The 16,223-nt window shown below is 52.9% G+C and carries 13 protein-coding genes; 6 read left to right on the forward strand and 7 right to left on the reverse strand.

Translation table 11 applies throughout. From position 1 onward, the window contains the following. Positions 1–251 precede the first annotated feature (251 nt). Positions 252–1,652, reverse strand: a complete 1,401-nt coding sequence (gene asnS, locus FD737_RS00525) for an asparagine--tRNA ligase (protein ID WP_160832437.1) — start codon at positions 1,650–1,652, stop codon at positions 252–254. Positions 1,653–1,801: 149 nt separating this feature from the next. Next, a complete protein-coding gene (pncB, locus tag FD737_RS00530; RefSeq protein WP_202404429.1) occupies positions 1,802–3,007 on the reverse strand; it encodes a nicotinate phosphoribosyltransferase in 1,206 nt (401 codons plus the stop codon). Between the two features lie 244 nt (positions 3,008–3,251). Here pncB and pepN point away from each other — a divergent pair, with 244 nt between their 5' ends. After that, positions 3,252–5,867, forward strand: a complete 2,616-nt coding sequence (gene pepN, locus FD737_RS00535; RefSeq protein ID WP_160832439.1) for an aminopeptidase N — start codon at positions 3,252–3,254, stop codon at positions 5,865–5,867. 101 nt (positions 5,868–5,968) lie between these two features. On the opposite strand, the gene ssuB is transcribed toward pepN, so the two are convergent. Genes ssuB through ssuE form a run of 5 tightly spaced genes read right to left on the reverse strand, consistent with a single transcriptional unit; the run spans position 5,969 to position 10,234 of the window. Further along, positions 5,969–6,760: an aliphatic sulfonates ABC transporter ATP-binding protein gene (gene ssuB / locus FD737_RS00540; RefSeq protein WP_058959672.1), complete on the reverse strand. Its 792-nt coding sequence runs from the start codon at positions 6,758–6,760 to the stop codon at positions 5,969–5,971. Continuing rightward, positions 6,757–7,545 (reverse strand): aliphatic sulfonate ABC transporter permease SsuC, encoded by a 789-nt coding sequence (ssuC, locus tag FD737_RS00545; RefSeq protein WP_034820490.1) that lies wholly within the window; start codon positions 7,543–7,545, stop codon positions 6,757–6,759. The genes ssuB and ssuC overlap by 4 nt, the downstream gene beginning before the upstream one ends. 10 nt (positions 7,546–7,555) lie before the next feature. After that, positions 7,556–8,701, reverse strand: a complete 1,146-nt coding sequence (gene ssuD, locus FD737_RS00550) for an FMNH2-dependent alkanesulfonate monooxygenase (RefSeq protein WP_160832440.1) — start codon at positions 8,699–8,701, stop codon at positions 7,556–7,558. A gap of 11 nt (positions 8,702–8,712) precedes the next feature. Beyond that, complete coding sequence (locus tag FD737_RS00555; RefSeq protein ID WP_160832441.1) at positions 8,713–9,672, reverse strand: sulfonate ABC transporter substrate-binding protein; 960 nt, start codon at positions 9,670–9,672, stop codon at positions 8,713–8,715. A 10-nt stretch (positions 9,673–9,682) separates the two neighbouring features. Beyond that, positions 9,683–10,234, reverse strand: a complete 552-nt coding sequence (ssuE, locus tag FD737_RS00560; protein ID WP_097119308.1) for an NADPH-dependent FMN reductase — start codon at positions 10,232–10,234, stop codon at positions 9,683–9,685. 744 nt (positions 10,235–10,978) lie between these two features. Between ssuE and FD737_RS00565 the strand changes: the two genes are divergently transcribed. From FD737_RS00565 to FD737_RS00585, 5 genes are all read left to right on the forward strand, one after another. Continuing rightward, complete coding sequence (locus FD737_RS00565; RefSeq protein ID WP_160832442.1) at positions 10,979–11,785, forward strand: hypothetical protein; 807 nt, start codon at positions 10,979–10,981, stop codon at positions 11,783–11,785. Between the two features lie 95 nt (positions 11,786–11,880). Next, a complete protein-coding gene (locus FD737_RS00570; RefSeq protein ID WP_034820480.1) occupies positions 11,881–13,398 on the forward strand; it encodes a lipopolysaccharide biosynthesis protein in 1,518 nt (505 codons plus the stop codon). Positions 13,399–13,400: 2 nt separating this feature from the next. Then, positions 13,401–14,402 (forward strand): glycosyltransferase, encoded by a 1,002-nt coding sequence (locus FD737_RS00575; protein WP_237448717.1) that lies wholly within the window; start codon positions 13,401–13,403, stop codon positions 14,400–14,402. Positions 14,403–14,519: 117 nt separating this feature from the next. Further along, positions 14,520–15,530 carry a quinone-dependent dihydroorotate dehydrogenase gene (gene pyrD / locus FD737_RS00580; protein WP_160832444.1) on the forward strand — a complete coding sequence of 337 codons (1,011 nt, stop codon included), beginning with the start codon at positions 14,520–14,522 and terminating at the stop codon, positions 15,528–15,530. A 149-nt stretch (positions 15,531–15,679) separates the two neighbouring features. Continuing rightward, a complete protein-coding gene (locus FD737_RS00585) occupies positions 15,680–16,222 on the forward strand; it encodes a cell division protein ZapC (protein ID WP_034820471.1) in 543 nt (180 codons plus the stop codon). The last annotated feature ends 1 nt before the right edge of the window (position 16,223 follow it).

The raw sequence follows: 16,223 nt of genomic DNA on the forward strand, positions 1-16,223 counted from the left end.
GAAACCTTTACGGGAACCTTGAAAGAAGTTTGATGTCTCCTGTGTCTGCACGCATCTTTCCATCACAGGGTTGCTATTTCTAGCCCGAAAATGATTCAAATCTCGCAATTACGTATCAAAAAGAAATTTTGTATTACAATTTGTAAAATATCGGGAACTTTGTGAGAGAACTCAAAATTTACAAAAATAAAAAAAGGCCGGCTAGGCCGACCTCGTTATATATATGAATTACTTATATTTAATCGCGAATTTTAGAAATTAGCGTTACGTGGAGTACGTGGGAAGGGGATAACATCCCTTACATTTTGTACGCCGGTGACATAGGCAATTAATCGTTCAAAACCCAATCCAAAGCCAGCATGTGGCACGGTGCCGTAACGACGAAGGTCACGATACCACCAATAATCTTCTTTATTCAGACCCATTTCAGCCAGACGCGCATCCAGTACATCCAGACGCTCTTCACGCTGTGAACCACCGATGATCTCGCCAATGCCCGGCGCCAGGACATCCATCGCTGCAACGGTTTTGCCATCTTCATTCATGCGCATGTAGAACGCTTTGATGTCTTTCGGATAGTTCTTCACCACCACCGGCGCTTTGAAGTGTTTCTCCGCCAGATAACGTTCGTGCTCGGAGGAGAGATCCACACCCCATGACACTGAGTTCTCAAACGTCTGACCGCTTTTCAGCAGAATGTCGACGGCATCGGTGTAGTCTACCTGGGCGAAATCGGTTGTGACAAAACGTTCTAAGCGCGCAATCGCATCTTTGTCTACGCGTTCAGCAAAGAACGCCATGTCGTCAGCACGCTCTTCAAGCACCGCCTTGAACACATACTTCAGCATGGCCTCAGCCAGTGCAGCAGCGTCGTCAAGGTTAGCGAAAGCGACTTCCGGTTCCAGCATCCAGAATTCCGCTAAGTGACGGCTGGTGTTGGAGTTTTCTGCGCGGAAGGTCGGGCCAAAGGTATAGACTTTTGACAATGCACAGGCATAAGTCTCAGCATTCAGCTGGCCAGAAACGGTCAGGAAGGCTTCTTTACCAAAGAAATCTTTGTCGTAGTCAACTTTGCCCTGCGGATCGCGCGGCAGGTTTTCCATGTCCAGCGTAGAGACGCGGAACATCTCGCCCGCACCTTCTGTATCCGATGCGGTGATCAGCGGGGTAGAAACCCAGAAATAGCCATTTTCGTGGAAGAAGCGATGCAGCGCCTGCGCCAGAGTATGACGTGTACGCGCTACGGCACCGACCAGATTGGTGCGCGGACGCAAGTGTGCGACTTCACGCAGGTATTCGATACTGTGGCGTTTTGCCGCCATGGGATAGGTATCCGGATCGTCTACCCAGCCGGTGACTTCTACGTTGGTCGCCTGCAGTTCAAAGGCCTGGCCTTCGCCCGGTGATTCCACCACTTTACCGGTGACAATCACAGAACAGCCCGTGGTCAGACGCAGCACTTCATCCTGATAATTATTCAGAGAATTATTGACGACGGCCTGAACGGGATTAAAGCAGGAACCGTCATAAACGGCGATAAAGGAAAGACCGGCTTTGGAATCTCTTCGGGTACGCACCCAACCACGTACGGTGACCTCACTGTCAACCGCGACACGGCCGTGCAGTACATCCGCTACAGGCACTACGCTCATAAATATCTCTCTATATATAGAAGTGGATAAAAGCCCCATTTCGGGGTTTTGCTATGTTACTTGCGAGCCATCAGGAAACAAGCAATTTTGCAGGGGAAAAAGGGAGATTTGTTGTGAAAGAGCAGGGTGCGGGCACCCTGCATCCATGATTAGCTGGCTCTTTTCACCAGCGGGAGGTCGAATGCTTTACGCAGGGCGCGCACGAAGGCTTTGTCCTGGCAGATAGTTTTGCCTGGGCTGTCAGAGAGTTTCGCCACCGGTTTGCCATTGCAGCTCACCAGTTTAATCACGATGTTCAGTGGTGTGACGCCAGTAATATCGCAGGTCAGGCGCGTACCAATGCCAAATACCACGTTGGCGCGTTGACCAAAGTGACGATATAACGCCAACGCTTTATCCAGATTGAGGTTATCTGAGAACACCAACGTTTTACTCTTCGGATCGATATCCAGACGCTGATAGTGCGCAATGGCTTTTTCACCCCATTCCACGGGATCCCCCGAGTCATGGCGCAAACCCTGATAGAGATGGGCAAAGCCCGGGCCGAAATCACGCAGGAAGGCATCCATGGTGATGCAGTCTGTCAACGCGATACCGAGTTGGTCATCATACTCATCCAGCCAGGATTGCAGCGCCGCGCGTTGGCTATTCGCCAGCACCGGGCTGATCTGTTGATGTGCCTGGAACCACTCGTGGGCCTGAGTGCCCACCGGATTGAGCTGTAAGCGCCGGGCGAGATCGTAATTGCTGGTGCCCACTAACCACGGGAACTCCGCTTTTAACGTACTGACGATCGCTTCCTGAACCGCTTTGGAGTAGCGGCGACGGGTGCCAAAATCCATCAGCTGGAAGCGGGACATATCGAGATCGCCCACCTGCTGACGGAAATCGACCAACTTCTGCTGTAACTGAGTGACCGCTTGTTCCACACCGATCTCCGGTGTGCGATGGCGATGCACCACTTCACTGATCAGCGCCAGCAGCGGCACTTCCCAAAGAATAACTTCGCGCCATGGCCCGCTGATCTGAATAGACAAACGGCCATTCTCATTGCGCACCCTGACCTGAGAGGGATCAAAGCGGAATTGACGCAGCCAGTTGAGGTAATCGGATTCAAAGAAAGGTAAGCCGCTGAGATAGTGATATTCGTTGTCGCTCAGGGCAAGAGAAGGCAGCGTATCGAGTTGCGCGCGAATTTCATCGGCATACTGGCCGAGCAATTCATCGCCGCGACAACGAAATTCTGCCGTTACCGGGACATCGTAGTAACGATGATAAACGGCCTGCTGCATATGAAGCTTATACGCATCGGTATCAAGCAGCGTGGTCAAAATCGGGGAAGCATGTCCAGTCATGGTGCGTTTCAGCATCCTCTTCCGCGGAGCAGAGCCCGGTGTCAACAAAGTCATAAAGACGCAGGAGTATAAAACAGTAATGACCACGATCACACCATAATTGCGGGTGGCAGGTCGAGGGTCATTTGTGCCATTGTTAATGAATTGTAGCCTTTTGCACGAAGGCACGCATTGTGCGTGGCAACGAAGGCACAACCCGCTTAGACTTTGACGGGTCAACATATTAACGATGCGAGAAGGACTTATGACGCAACAGCCGCAAATCAAATATCGCCACGACTACCGTGCGCCGGATTACACCATCACCGATATCGACCTGACTTTTGACCTCGATGCCGCCAGCACGCGCGTGACGGCGGTGAGCCAGGTGAAGCGTCTCGGTGCTGCGGATGCCGAACTGCGTCTGGATGGCGAAGACCTCACGCTGGTGTCGCTGGCGGTGGATGGCCATCCCTGGTCACACTATCGTGAAGAAGAGGGCGCGCTGGTCATCAGCCAACTGCCCGACAACTTTATCCTGACCATAATTAATGACATCCATCCGGATACCAACACCGCGCTGGAAGGGTTGTACAAGTCGGGTGATGCACTCTGTACCCAGTGTGAAGCTGAAGGCTTCCGCCATATCACCTGGTATCTGGATCGCCCGGACGTGCTGGCGCGCTTTACCACCACCATCATTGCCGATGCGGCAAAATATCCGTTCCTGCTCTCCAACGGCAATAAGTTAGAGAGCGGTCGTCATGAAGATGGTCGCCACTGGGTGAAGTGGCAGGATCCGTTCCCGAAACCGTGCTATCTGTTTGCGCTGGTGGCGGGCGATTTCGACGTGCTGCGCGACAGCTTTACCACGCGTTCCGGCCGTGATGTGGCGCTGGAGATCTTCGTCGATCGTGGCAATCTCGATCGTGCCGACTGGGCGATGACCTCTTTGAAAGCCAGCATGAAATGGGATGAAGAGCGCTTTAACCTCGAATATGACCTCGACATATTTATGATCGTCGCGGTGGATTTCTTCAATATGGGCGCAATGGAGAACAAAGGCCTCAACGTCTTCAACTCCAAATATGTGCTGGCGAAAGCCGAGACCGCCACTGATAAAGATTATCTCGGTATTGAGGCGGTGATTGGTCACGAATACTTTCATAACTGGACCGGTAACCGCGTCACCTGCCGTGACTGGTTCCAGCTCAGCCTGAAAGAGGGCCTAACCGTGTTCCGCGACCAGGAGTTTAGCTCTGACCTGGGCTCGCGTGCGGTTAACCGCATCGACAACGTACGCGTGATGCGCGGCGCACAGTTTGCCGAAGATGCCAGCCCAATGGCGCACCCGATCCGCCCGGATCAGGTGATCGAGATGAACAACTTCTATACCCTGACGGTGTACGAAAAAGGCTCTGAAGTGATTCGCATGCTGCATACCCTGCTCGGCGAAGCCAATTTCCAGAAAGGCATGCAGCTCTACTTTGAACGTCACGATGGCAGCGCAGCCACCTGCGACGATTTTGTGCAGGCGATGGAAGATGCCTCTAACGTTGATCTGTCACAGTTCCGCCGCTGGTACAGCCAGGCGGGTACGCCAGTGTTGACGGTACGTGACGACTACAATCCTGAGCTGGAACAGTACACGCTTCATGTCACGCAGCACACGCCACCGACGGCCGAACAGAAAGAGAAGCTGCCGCTGCATATCCCGCTGGATATCGAATTGTACGATAACGAAGGCAAGGTGATTCCGCTGCAGCATAACGGCCATCCGGTGCATCACGTGCTGAATGTCACCGAAGAGTTCCAGACTTTCATCTTCGATAACGTGCATTTCCAGCCGGTGCCTTCGCTGCTGCGTGAATTCTCGGCGCCGGTGAAGCTCGATTATAAATGGAGCGATGCGCAGCTCACCTTCCTGATGCGCCACGCCCGCAACGATTTCTCGCGCTGGGATGCGGCGCAAAGTTTGCTGGCGACTTATATCCGTCTGAATGTCGCGCGCCATCAGCAGGGACAACCGCTGTCGCTGCCGTTGCACGTGGCGGATGCCTTCCGCGCGGTGTTACTGGAAGAGCAGGGCGATCCGGCGTTAACCGCGTTGATTTTGTCACTGCCTGGCGAGAATGAAATCGCCGAGCTGTTTGACGTGATCGATCCGCTGGCGATTTCTGCGGTGCGTGCGGCGCTGGTGCATGCGCTGGCAACCGAACTGAGCGATGAATTGTATGCTGTGTATCTGGCGAATCAGAGTCACGAATACAAGGTTGAGCATGCGGAAATCGGCAAGCGTGCATTGAAAAATGTCTGCCTGAGCTATCTGGCGTTCGCCGATGTGGAGCAAGCAGATAAACTGGTACAGGCGCAGTATTATCAAGCCAACAACATGACGGATGCGCTGGCCGCGCTCTCGGCAGCGGTGTCAGCGCAGTTGCCGTGCCGTGAAGCCTTGCTGGCCGCCTACGACGAGCGCTGGCATCAGGATGGTCTGGTGATGGACAAATGGTTTGTGCTGCAGGCCACCAGCCCGGCGGACAACGTGTTGAGCAAGGTGCGTGAACTGCTGAACCACCGTTCCTTTACCATGGGTAACCCGAACCGCATCCGCTCGCTGATTGGGGCTTTTGCTGCCGGCAATCCTGCGGCGTTCCACGCCAAAGACGGCAGCGGCTATCAGTTCCTGGTGGAGATGCTGACCGATCTCAACACGCGTAATCCGCAGGTGGCGGCGCGCATGATCGAGCCATTGATCCGTCTGAAGCGTTACGATGCCGATCGTCAGGCGTTGATGCGCAAGGCGCTGGAAACCCTGAAAGGGCTGGATAAGCTGTCGGGCGATCTGTACGAGAAGATCACCAAAGCGTTGAATGCCTGATAAGGTGTAAGCCGCATCACGATGATGCGGCTTTTACTGAATTCACCGCCACTTCCTCTGGTTGCGTGGAGTAACAGTGGCAATATCCCGCTCGACTTCGACTAACGCTGCTGGGCGAATTTCAGCGGCTGATCTGCCGGACTGCGCTTCATCACGCGATCCAGCACTTCTGCTTCCAGCTCCGCCAGACGCGCCGATCCGCGGCGACGTGGTCGCGCGAGATCCACGGTTAAATCCAGCCCAATCTGTCCCTCTTCAATCAGCAATACACGATCGGCCATCGCCACCGCTTCACTGACATCGTGGGTGACCAGCAGCACGGTAAAGTTATGCTGTTGCCATAATGATTCGATTAATCCCTGCATCTCAATACGCGTCAGTGCATCCAGCGCTCCGAGGGGTTCATCCAGCAGCAACAAACCGGGTCGATGAATCAACGCGCGAGCCAGCGCCACACGCTGCTTTTGCCCACCCGATAGTGCCGCTGGCCACTCGTTAGCGCGATCGGCTAAACCCACCGCCTCCAGAGCTTCCAGTGCGGCAGCCCGCCATTCACGCCCCTTTAAACCTAGGCCCACATTATCGATAACTTTTTTCCACGGCAGCAGACGTGCATCCTGGAACATGAGACGTGTGTCTTCGCGTGCTTGCGCTAACGGCGCAGTGCCTGCCAGCAGCTCGCCACGCGAGGTAGATTCCAGTCCTGCCAGCAGGCGCAGCAGGGTACTTTTTCCGCATCCGCTGCGGCCCACCACGGCAACAAACTGCCCGGCAGGGATATGCAGATTGATATTGTTGAGGATGGTGCGGTCGCCATACTGCTTACTGACGCCGTTAACGCCAACGGGGGTGCCGCTGTTCAGACGCGACGGGCTCAAAGTTGCGTTGCTCATGCGTTCTCCTTCAATTGATAAGCCGGATGCCAGCGCAGCCATACGCGCTCCAGCAGTTGAGCGGCGACATCGGCCAGTTTGCCGAGCAGCGCATAGAGAATGATGGCGACCACCACCACATCGGTTTGCAGGAATTCGCGTGCGTTCATCGCCAGATAGCCAATGCCAGAGTTGGCCGAGATTGTTTCAGCCACAATCAGCGTCAGCCACATCAGGCCGAGGGCAAAGCGTACGCCGACCATGATCGAAGGCAGCGCACCTGGCAGAATCACCTGAATAAACAGACTCCAGCCAGAAAGACCATAACTGCGCGCCATCTCCACCAGACCACGATCGATATTACGGATACCGTGATAAGTGTTGAGGTAAATCGGGAATAAGGTGCCGAGTGCTACCAGGAAAATCTTGGCCGACTCATCAATGCCGAACCACAGAATCACCAGCGGGATCAGTGCCAGATGCGGCACGTTGCGCAGCATCTGCACCGAAGTATCCAGCAAGCGCTCACCCACGCGTGAGGTGCCGGTGATCAAGCCGAGCACCAAACCGATCGAGCCGCCAATGGCAAAACCAATCGCTGCGCGCCAGCCACTGATGGCGAGGTTTTGCCACAGTTCACCACTCACCGTCAGCTTCCAGAACGTAATAATGATGTTTTCCGGTGATGGCAGAATGCGTGTTGAGAGCCAGCCCACCTGAGAGGCAAGCTGCCACACCGCAACCAGCAGCACCGGTAAAGCCCAGGGCAGTAGGGCATTACTCAGCTGTTTTTGAAACTTTGCCATCCTGAACTCCTTAGCTCTGAGACACTTTCTGCGGGGTGAAATCATTGGCTACCGCTTCACCGTGCGCTTGCACCACACGAGGTTTCGGCACTTCTGGGATGGCCAAATCAAGGTGTGGGAACAGTAGCTCACCGACACGATAGGCTTCTTCAAGATGCGGATAACCTGAGAGAATAAAGGTCTCGATGCCGAGGTCGCTGTACTCCTGCATACGTGCAGCCACGGTTGGGCCATCGCCCACCAGCGCAGTACCGGCACCGCCACGCACCAAACCCACGCCTGCCCACAGGTTCGGGCTGATCTCCAGCTTGTCACGGCGGCCACCATGCAGCGCAGCCATGCGCTGTTGTCCGACAGAATCGGTACGGGCAAAGGCCGCCTGCGCTTTGGCAATAGTGGCATCGTCAAGATGAGCAATCAGGCGATCCGCTGCCTGCCAGGCTTCTTCATTGGTTTCACGCACGATGACGTGCAGACGAATGCCAAAGCGCACTTTACGGCCCTGTGCCGCCGCTTTGGCACGCACTTGATCAATTTTCTCTTTGACTAATGCCGGAGGCTCGCCCCAGGTGAGATAAACATCGACCTGCTCAGCGGCGAGATCCTGCGCGGCATCGGATGAACCGCCAAACCACAGCGGTGGACGTGGCTGTTGTACCGGTTTAAACATCAGGCGTGCACCGCGCACTTTGACGTGTTTACCCTCGTAATCCACGGTTTCACCTTCTGAAACGCGACGCCATACGCGGGTGAACTCCGCTGATTCTTCATAACGCTCCCGATGATCGAGGAACACGCCGTCCCCCGCCAGCTCTTCAGGGTCGCCGCCTGTGACCAGGTTAAACAGCGCGCGCCCGTTGGACAGACGATCCAGCGTCGCGGCCTGGCGCGCTGCCTGCGTCGGTGAAATCACGCCCGGACGCAGCGCCACCAGAAAGCGCAAACGTTGCGTCACCGGAATCAGTGACGCGGCCACCAGCCAGGCATCTTCGCAGGAGCGGCCGGTGGGGATCAGCACGCCGCCAAAGCCAAGGCGATCGGCGGCCTGAGCAATCTGCTGCAGATAACCGTGATCGACAGGACGCGAACCTTCGGCGGTGCCAAGATAGTGCCCATCACCGTGGGTGGGAAGAAACCAAAATAGGGATATGCTCATGATTCAATTCCTTATGGCTGGGCGGACTGTGGATGCCAGATGCGGTCAGTGATGTTCACTTTTACCGGCATCAAATGATTGGCATAAAACAGGTCGGCCGTTTGCTGTTGGGCCTGCGCAGTATGTGCGCTGACCGGCGTAATCGTGGTGGGTGGACGATGGTCGAGATAGCTGGCAATCACCGGCTTGGGTAAGCCCATCGCTTGTGCCAGCAGATCAATACTTTGCTCGCGTTGGCTGCGGGTGAGCGCGTCAGCATCGCTGAAGGTTTGCAGCACTTGCTGGATAAATGGACCGTTGGCTTCGGCATATTTGCGTGTGGCTAAATAGAAGGAACCGGTCTGGTTGAGCTTGCTGCCATCAGCCAGTACGCGCACGTTGCCTTGCAGTAAGGCGGCAGAGTAGTAGGGATCCCAAATAGCCCAGGCATCGACATCGCCCTGCTGGAAAGCGGCTCGCGCATCGGCGGGGGTCAGATAGGTGGGCTGGATATCTTTAAAGCTCAGGCCAGCCTGCTCCAGCGCACGCAACAATAAGTTGTGTGAACTGGAGCCCTTCTGAAAGGCCACTTTATGACCTTTCAAATCGGCAACACGCTTAATCGGGCTGTCTTTGGGCACCAGAATCACCTCAGCCTGAGGTTTCGGTGGTTCGGAACCGACATACAGCAGATCCGCGCCTGCTGCCTGTGCAAACAGCGGTGGAATATCACCGGTGCTGCCTAAATCAATGCTATCGACATTCAGCGCCTCCAGCATCTGCGGGCCCGCGGGAAATTCAATCCATTTGATCTGGGTATGGGGGAAACGTTGTTCCAGCATCTGGTGAGATTTTGCTAACACCATGCTCACCGAACCTTTTTGATACCCCACACGCAATTGCGCCGGGGCATCAGCGGCAACGGCGTTGGCACTCAGGGCAAATAGCGCAGCAAAGGCTGGCAGCAGTAAACCCGTAAACATCCTTTTCATGATTCTTCCTTTATACCGCTTGAGCGTAAGGTTGATGGCGACGATGCAGTGCATGCCAGAAGGTGTCGAGCGCATCATCAATGCGATCGGCCAGTTGTTGATCCAGCTCTGGCTGGCGGTCGTAATTCACAATTTGCGTATCGGTGGCAAACACCCCATGCAGCACTTCCTGGGCTTTCAGCGCATTCAATACCGGCTTGAGCGCGTAATCCACGGCCAGTAAATGGGATGCACTACCGCCGCTGGCCAATGGCAACACCACTTTGTGTTCCAGGGCACGTTCTGGCAGTAAATCAAGCAGGGTTTTCAGCGCACCCGAAAATGAAGCTTTATAAATAGGGGTGGCAACAATCAGTCCGTCTGCCAGCGCCAGGTCGGCTTTCAACGCGTTGAGGGCTGGGGAGTCAAAGCGCGCATAGAGCAGATCGTCCGCCTGAAAGTTGTGAATATTCCAGGGAATGACTTCAACACCGCGTGCTTCCAACGCGTGTTGGCAAAGGCTGAGCAGTGCAGTAGAGCGCGATGGGAAGCGAGGGCTGCCCGCCAGCGTAATAACTCGCATGGTCACTCCTTATAACTGAAAGTTATTGATTATCTGAAATTGAGAACTGATACGTTCAATACTGGCAGAGCGCGTGCGCGGGTATAAATGATTTATCTGGCAAACTTAAGCCGAAATATGGGATTGGCGGGGGAGGAGATGTTAGTGAAAGGCATGCCGTGTTCTGGGCTAAGGATATTCTGAAAACTCAGTGAGGTGAATGCTTCTCACTTAAGCACGGGCGTGAGTATCACTCAGGGGAATGATTAATTTGGATGAAGTTTCTTATTAATAGAGTGTTTGAGAGAGAAAATGAAGGATGAATCAACCTTTCAAACGATAAAAGAATATTTTTCTTTTACGAATGAAAGGGTAGTGGGGGAGCGAACACACCGAAGTGTTTTTTTGAGCGGCAAGTCATTTCAGGAGGGGGGGGGGGCACTCTCGTAAATAATGGATTGATTCGTGATTAAGTGTTTCCAAAAGCGTGCAAACATTAAAAACAAGGCATGCCTTACTTCTGTTCTGGCTAAAAATTGTTATCTTTATTCTCGATGCTTTAGCCCTGGTTCAGAAAGTTTTAACAATTAAGATTAGGGTGACGTCTGGAAGGCCGATAAAAAATGAATTCTCTGCCCTTAGCCTGTTTATAATCTGTTGAGATTAATTGCGCTAAAAATCTTCATCAGCTTGTCTGTTATTTTTTTACTTGAGCATTTCATTGGGAAAGGTTCAGGTTTTCATCTTTTATTGGGGATATAAAATATGGAACGCTTTTCTCCGGATCACGATGTGTCTGGCCCAGCGATGAACGCAGGGCAAGAAGATCGACTGCTATCAGATTCAACCCTTCGCTGCTATGAGCTCCAATCGGTTATCACCTCTCAACGCTTTAATTTGGTCAATACAGACCCTGACAGGATTGCAGGTTTGAATGAGGATGACTTCTTACTGTTTGCACCCGCTGGCTTTACGCCTGCAGACGCACTGTTGCTGGAGGTCGCTAAATGCAACGATCAGCGTCCTGAGCTAAACTGTTTTATCCAACCTCTGTCCCCTCAGCACACCCTTAAAACGGGATTGCAGTCTTCATTACAACTCTTTCAGCAGTTACAGACCGGGCAGCATTGGTGCCAACATTACCTCGTCATCCTGCGTGTTGCGCTTGTTTACGCCGCAACACCTTTGAATCGCATGCGGGATGTGATGCTTGCTGGGTTGATTAATACGGAGTCCGTCTGGGTACTGGATACCTTAAATAGCGCCAGTGACGAGAAAGAGTGTGCCACGTTAAGCTATCAACAGTTTATGCAAGAGTATGAAAAATTGACCCGAATGACGCATTATCTGCCTGAAAGGAATGCTTATCGGCAAAGTTATTTAAGGGGCGGATTATTGAACCTGATTCAGCAGGACTTAAATCATACAGACAAACTCTCTGATAATGTGCGGCACGCCATTCACTATTTCTCAGAGCAGTTTCCTGCACAGGGTGTCATGGAAAAACTCATGTTGAAACAACCGGACATCTATTTCAATCTGATGAAAGTCAGAAAAACCTCTGTTGTATGAGACCAACGTTGGTTTTAAGAATTAGTCCCGTGTGCGCCGAGCTTTTTTTATGCCACGCTAATTCTCCTTGAGAAAAAACTGACACCAAAACACTTATGTCGATTAAACGTAACGCGATTGCCAACTATGTTGGCCAAATCTATCTGACGCTGTCAGGTATTTTGGTGGTACCACTTTATATTCAACATTTAGGAATGGAAGCCTACGGTCTGGTCGGCTTCTTTTCTATTTTATTGACGTGGTTACAACTGCTGGATGCCGGGGTTTCTACTACCTTGATGCGTGAAGCTGCGCGCTATCGTGCCAATCAAGCCGAATTTGTCTGGTTCCCGGCGCTGTTTGCCACCTTGACGCGATTCTTTCTGATTTCAACGCTGATCCTTGTGGTACTGGGTTGGATTGCCACGCCGTGGATTGCCGCTCATTGGCTAAATGCGCAACATCTGCCAGCCAGGGATGTGGTGATTGCGGTTGGCATTATGGTCATTACCGCGGCCATACGCTGGCGTACCAGCCCGTATCGTAGCGTGATTGTCGGATTTGAACATCAGGTCTGGCTAAATGGCGTTAACCTGATCATCACCACATTGCGTACTTTTGGTGCCGTGGTGGTGATTCAGTTTTTCCCTAACCCTGTGCTGACCTTCTTTATCTGGCAATTGCTGGTATCGATTGCCGAAGCGGCATGCTGTATCTACAAATCCTGCCAACTGGTCCCACGTTCCGCGCGCAAAGAGAAGCGTGATGACCTGAAAGGAGTATTGCGGCCCTTTATTCGTTTTGCGCTCAGCGCGGCCTACTCCAGTGCGGTCTGGACCTTTATTTCACAGATTGACCGACTGGTCCTGTCCAAAACCCTGCCGCTGAGCCAATACGGTTCGTTTACCGTGGTGGCGACCGCGGCTACCGGCATCCTGCTGCTCAGCAGCCCGATCATGCAGGCGATTGTGCCGCGCATGACCGGCATGAAAACCCGTAATGAAGGCGATGCGGAAGCGCTCAAACTCTATCGCTATACTACTCAGGCCGTCGCGATATTTATGGCGCCGCTCAGTATCACCATTGCCTGCTATGCCGGACCGCTGCTTTGGGCCTGGACCCAGAAAACCCAGATTGTTGATGAGATGTCATTTGTGCTCAGTCTTTACGCGCTGGGCAGCGGCATTCAGGCCATCTGTGGCCTGCTGTATCACCTGCAATACATCAACGGCAATCTCAAATTGCATATGCAAGGCTTCAGCGTGTTCGCATTGATTTTGGTACCGCTCAACATCTGGTGCGCGATGCATTTTGGCGCGCTGGGTACCGGATGGTTGTGGCTGGGGCAAAACATCTTCTATTTAGTGGGTTGGGCATGGCTGGTACACCGCCGTTTCGCGCCCGGTCTGCATTTCACCTGGCTCACGCGTGATGTGATGTTGATTTGGGCGGCATCCGCGCTGATGGCCTGGTTAAGCACCTTCTTGCCTATCGACTGGAATCAAAACCGTTGGATCAACCTGCTGTGGTTAGGCCTGATTGGCGCAATCAATCTTGGTGTGTGCTGTTTGCTGCATAGCCTGGTGCTAAAGCGCCTGCGCTTGCCGTTATTCAATGTTGAGGAGAGAGGATGAGAATGTTGACATCTCGCCGCGTGCCGACCGTTTCTGTCATCGTGCCAAACTGGAACTGTGCCCCGTGGCTGCCAGAGGCGATGGGTTCGTTGTTACGTCAATCATCACCGCCCGATGAGATCATTATCATTGATGACGGATCAAGTGATAGCAGTGTGGCCTGGCTCACCGCTTTCGCTGCTGCGCATCCGCAGATCACTCTGCTGAGCGGTGAACGCGGCGGCGTCAGCGCCGCGCGTATGAAAGGACTCGCCGCAGCCACCGGTGATTTTGTCTATTTCATGGATGCGGATGATTTCGTTTCGACTGAACTGTTTGCTGATTTTCGACGGGTACAGGCCAGGCATCAGGAGATTGATCTGTTCTGTTTTGGCGCGAAGATGTTTCTTGATCTGCCTGTGGCGCAGCGCCAGTATCAACGTATTCATCAACGTCATGTCAGTGGTTTATTGCCCGGGGGCAGGGCAAGTCTGCACATTTTGCTGCAACACCAGTCGGCACATCGCGTGGTGTGGAGCTCGATCATGTCGCGACGTTTAATCGATCAGCTGGCGTTGCAGTTCCTTCCCATTCAGAACCATGAAGATGCGCCCTGGATGTTTGCGCTCTATATGGCCGCGCGTCAAATCTACTGCACCAGCCAAAGCTACTACTACAAGCGCTTCATGCGCAGTTCATTGTCACAGAGCACGCGTGACTTTTCGTGGGTAAAAAATTACTTCATTGCGCGACAAAGCAGCGAGCAGTTTTTACGCGACCAGCAGCAACCCGTTGATGAGTTGTTGTTGGATGATTACTACCAGACGGTGATGAAGGGCTGTCTCGCGCAAATCCGTAAAAATCACATGACCGTGCCCAATGAATGGCAGGCTCCGGTGAATCAAGTGGTAAGTAAGATGCTGCAACAGGATGCGCGCCTGAAGCTGCTGTGGTATTGCCCGTCGATTTACCTCGGATTGCAAAATGTTCGTGAACAAGTCGGGCGCTATTCTGCACGTCGCTGACCGTGATCAATTCTCCCGCTGCTGATTAAATTTACTTTTGCGCCAGAGGCCTTTACCATTCTGGCGCACAAATTTCCGTGCACCCGACTTCTTCGCTTCCGCCATTCAGGAGAGTGCATGTTATATCCTATCGTCCGGCCGGCGCTGTTTAAGCTCGATCCAGAGCGTGCGCACGAACTCACCTTTCAACAATTACGTTTTATCAGCGGAACGCCGCTGGAAGGACTGATTCGCCAGTCGCTGCCGTCACGCCCGGTGACCTGCATGGGATTGACTTTCCCTAACGCGCTGGGGCTTGCTGCAGGCCTCGATAAAAACGCAGAGTGCATTGATGCCTTTGGTGCGATGGGTTTCGGCTTCGTGGAAGTCGGGACGGTGACGCCACGTCCACAGCCTGGCAATGATAAGCCGCGCATGTTCCGTCTGGTGGAAGCGGAAGGGATTATTAATCGCATGGGCTTTAATAATCACGGCGTCGATCACTTAGTCGAGAACGTTAAAAAAGCGCGTTTCAAAGGTGTCCTCGGTATCAATATTGGCAAAAATAAAGAAACGCCAGTGGAGCAAGGCAAAGACGATTATCTGATCTGCATGGAAAAGGTGTATGCCCATGCCGGTTATATCGCCATCAATATTTCATCGCCAAACACACCTGGATTACGCACGCTGCAATATGGCGAAGCGCTGGACGATCTGCTTTCGGCGATCAAATTAAAACAAAAAGAGCTGCAGGAACGGCACCTTAAATATGTGCCGGTCGCGGTGAAGATCGCGCCGGATCTTTCTGAAGAAGAATTGATCCAGGTTGCCGACAGTTTGGTGCGCCATGAAATTGACGGTGTCATTGCCACGAATACCACGCTCGATCGTGCTTTAGTTGCTGGACTTAAATATGCCGATGAGATGGGTGGATTAAGTGGCCGTCCGGTACAGTCACGCAGCACTGAAGTGATTCGCCGCTTGTCGCAAGAGCTGCAAGGTCGCTTACCTATTATTGGCGTCGGTGGTATTGATTCACTGGTTTCCGCTCGTGAAAAAATGGCCGCAGGGGCCACATTGGTGCAGATATACTCTGGCTTTATTTATAAAGGCCCAGGTTTAATTAAAGATATCGTGACCCATCTCTAAGACATTTCCCACTTTCCCGCGCCGGGGGGTTTATTTATCCCTTCGGCTCGTTTATATTTTGTCCTGCTGATGTTTTTTTCAGCTTTTCCTTAGAGCTTTATTTTTTCATTGAGCGCCATTTAGCGCAGCGATTAACCACAGGGCACATCATGAAAATCAAACCTGATGATAACTGGCGTTGGTATTTTGACGCAGAACACGATCGTATGATGCTGGATTTGGCCGATGGCATGCTATTTCGTTCGCGCTTCTCGCGTAAAATGCTGACACCGGATGCCTTTAATGTCAGTGGTTTTTGTGTCGATGACGCTGCCCTGTATTTTACGTTTGAAGAGCGTTGCCGACAGAGTGGATTAAAAGGCGATCAGCGCGCTGAATTAGTCTTAAACGCATTAGTGGCGAGTCGTTTTTTAAAACCGCTGATGCCAAAAAGCTGGCATTTCACCAGCCATACCCAGAGCTGGCAACCCGCATCAGGCGATATGGTAGCCGTGACGCTGGCCGATAGCGGCGAACAGGCGCAATTGCTGGTGGTCGAGAGCGGCGAAAATGCGGCGTTGTGCCTGCTGGCGCAAAATACATTATCGGTAGCCGGTAAAGGTATGCAGTTAGGCGATGCCATTAAGATCATGAACGATCGTTTGCGGCCGCATCAGCAGGAACAAAACGCCCACTTTGCGCGGGCGGTTTAAG

It is taken from the genome of Pantoea sp. Seng, from assembly GCF_009829935.1.
Lineage (GTDB): Bacteria > Pseudomonadota > Gammaproteobacteria > Enterobacterales > Enterobacteriaceae > Pantoea > Pantoea communis.

Coding starts and splice junctions, on each gene's coding strand:
- asnS (WP_160832437.1), bottom strand. CDS start 1,652: ATGAGCGTAGTGCCTGTAGCGGATGTACTGCACGGCCGTGTCGCGGTT.
- pncB (WP_202404429.1), bottom strand. CDS start 3,007: ATGACTGGACATGCTTCCCCGATTTTGACCACGCTGCTTGATACCGAT.
- pepN (WP_160832439.1), top strand. CDS start 3,252: ATGACGCAACAGCCGCAAATCAAATATCGCCACGACTACCGTGCGCCG.
- ssuB (WP_058959672.1), bottom strand. CDS start 6,760: ATGAGCAACGCAACTTTGAGCCCGTCGCGTCTGAACAGCGGCACCCCC.
- ssuC (WP_034820490.1), bottom strand. CDS start 7,545: ATGGCAAAGTTTCAAAAACAGCTGAGTAATGCCCTACTGCCCTGGGCT.
- ssuD (WP_160832440.1), bottom strand. CDS start 8,701: ATGAGCATATCCCTATTTTGGTTTCTTCCCACCCACGGTGATGGGCAC.
- FD737_RS00555 (WP_160832441.1), bottom strand. CDS start 9,672: ATGAAAAGGATGTTTACGGGTTTACTGCTGCCAGCCTTTGCTGCGCTA.
- ssuE (WP_097119308.1), bottom strand. CDS start 10,234: ATGCGAGTTATTACGCTGGCGGGCAGCCCTCGCTTCCCATCGCGCTCT.
- FD737_RS00565 (WP_160832442.1), top strand. CDS start 10,979: ATGGAACGCTTTTCTCCGGATCACGATGTGTCTGGCCCAGCGATGAAC.
- FD737_RS00570 (WP_034820480.1), top strand. CDS start 11,881: ATGTCGATTAAACGTAACGCGATTGCCAACTATGTTGGCCAAATCTAT.
- FD737_RS00575 (WP_237448717.1), top strand. CDS start 13,401: ATGTTGACATCTCGCCGCGTGCCGACCGTTTCTGTCATCGTGCCAAAC.
- pyrD (WP_160832444.1), top strand. CDS start 14,520: ATGTTATATCCTATCGTCCGGCCGGCGCTGTTTAAGCTCGATCCAGAG.
- FD737_RS00585 (WP_034820471.1), top strand. CDS start 15,680: ATGAAAATCAAACCTGATGATAACTGGCGTTGGTATTTTGACGCAGAA.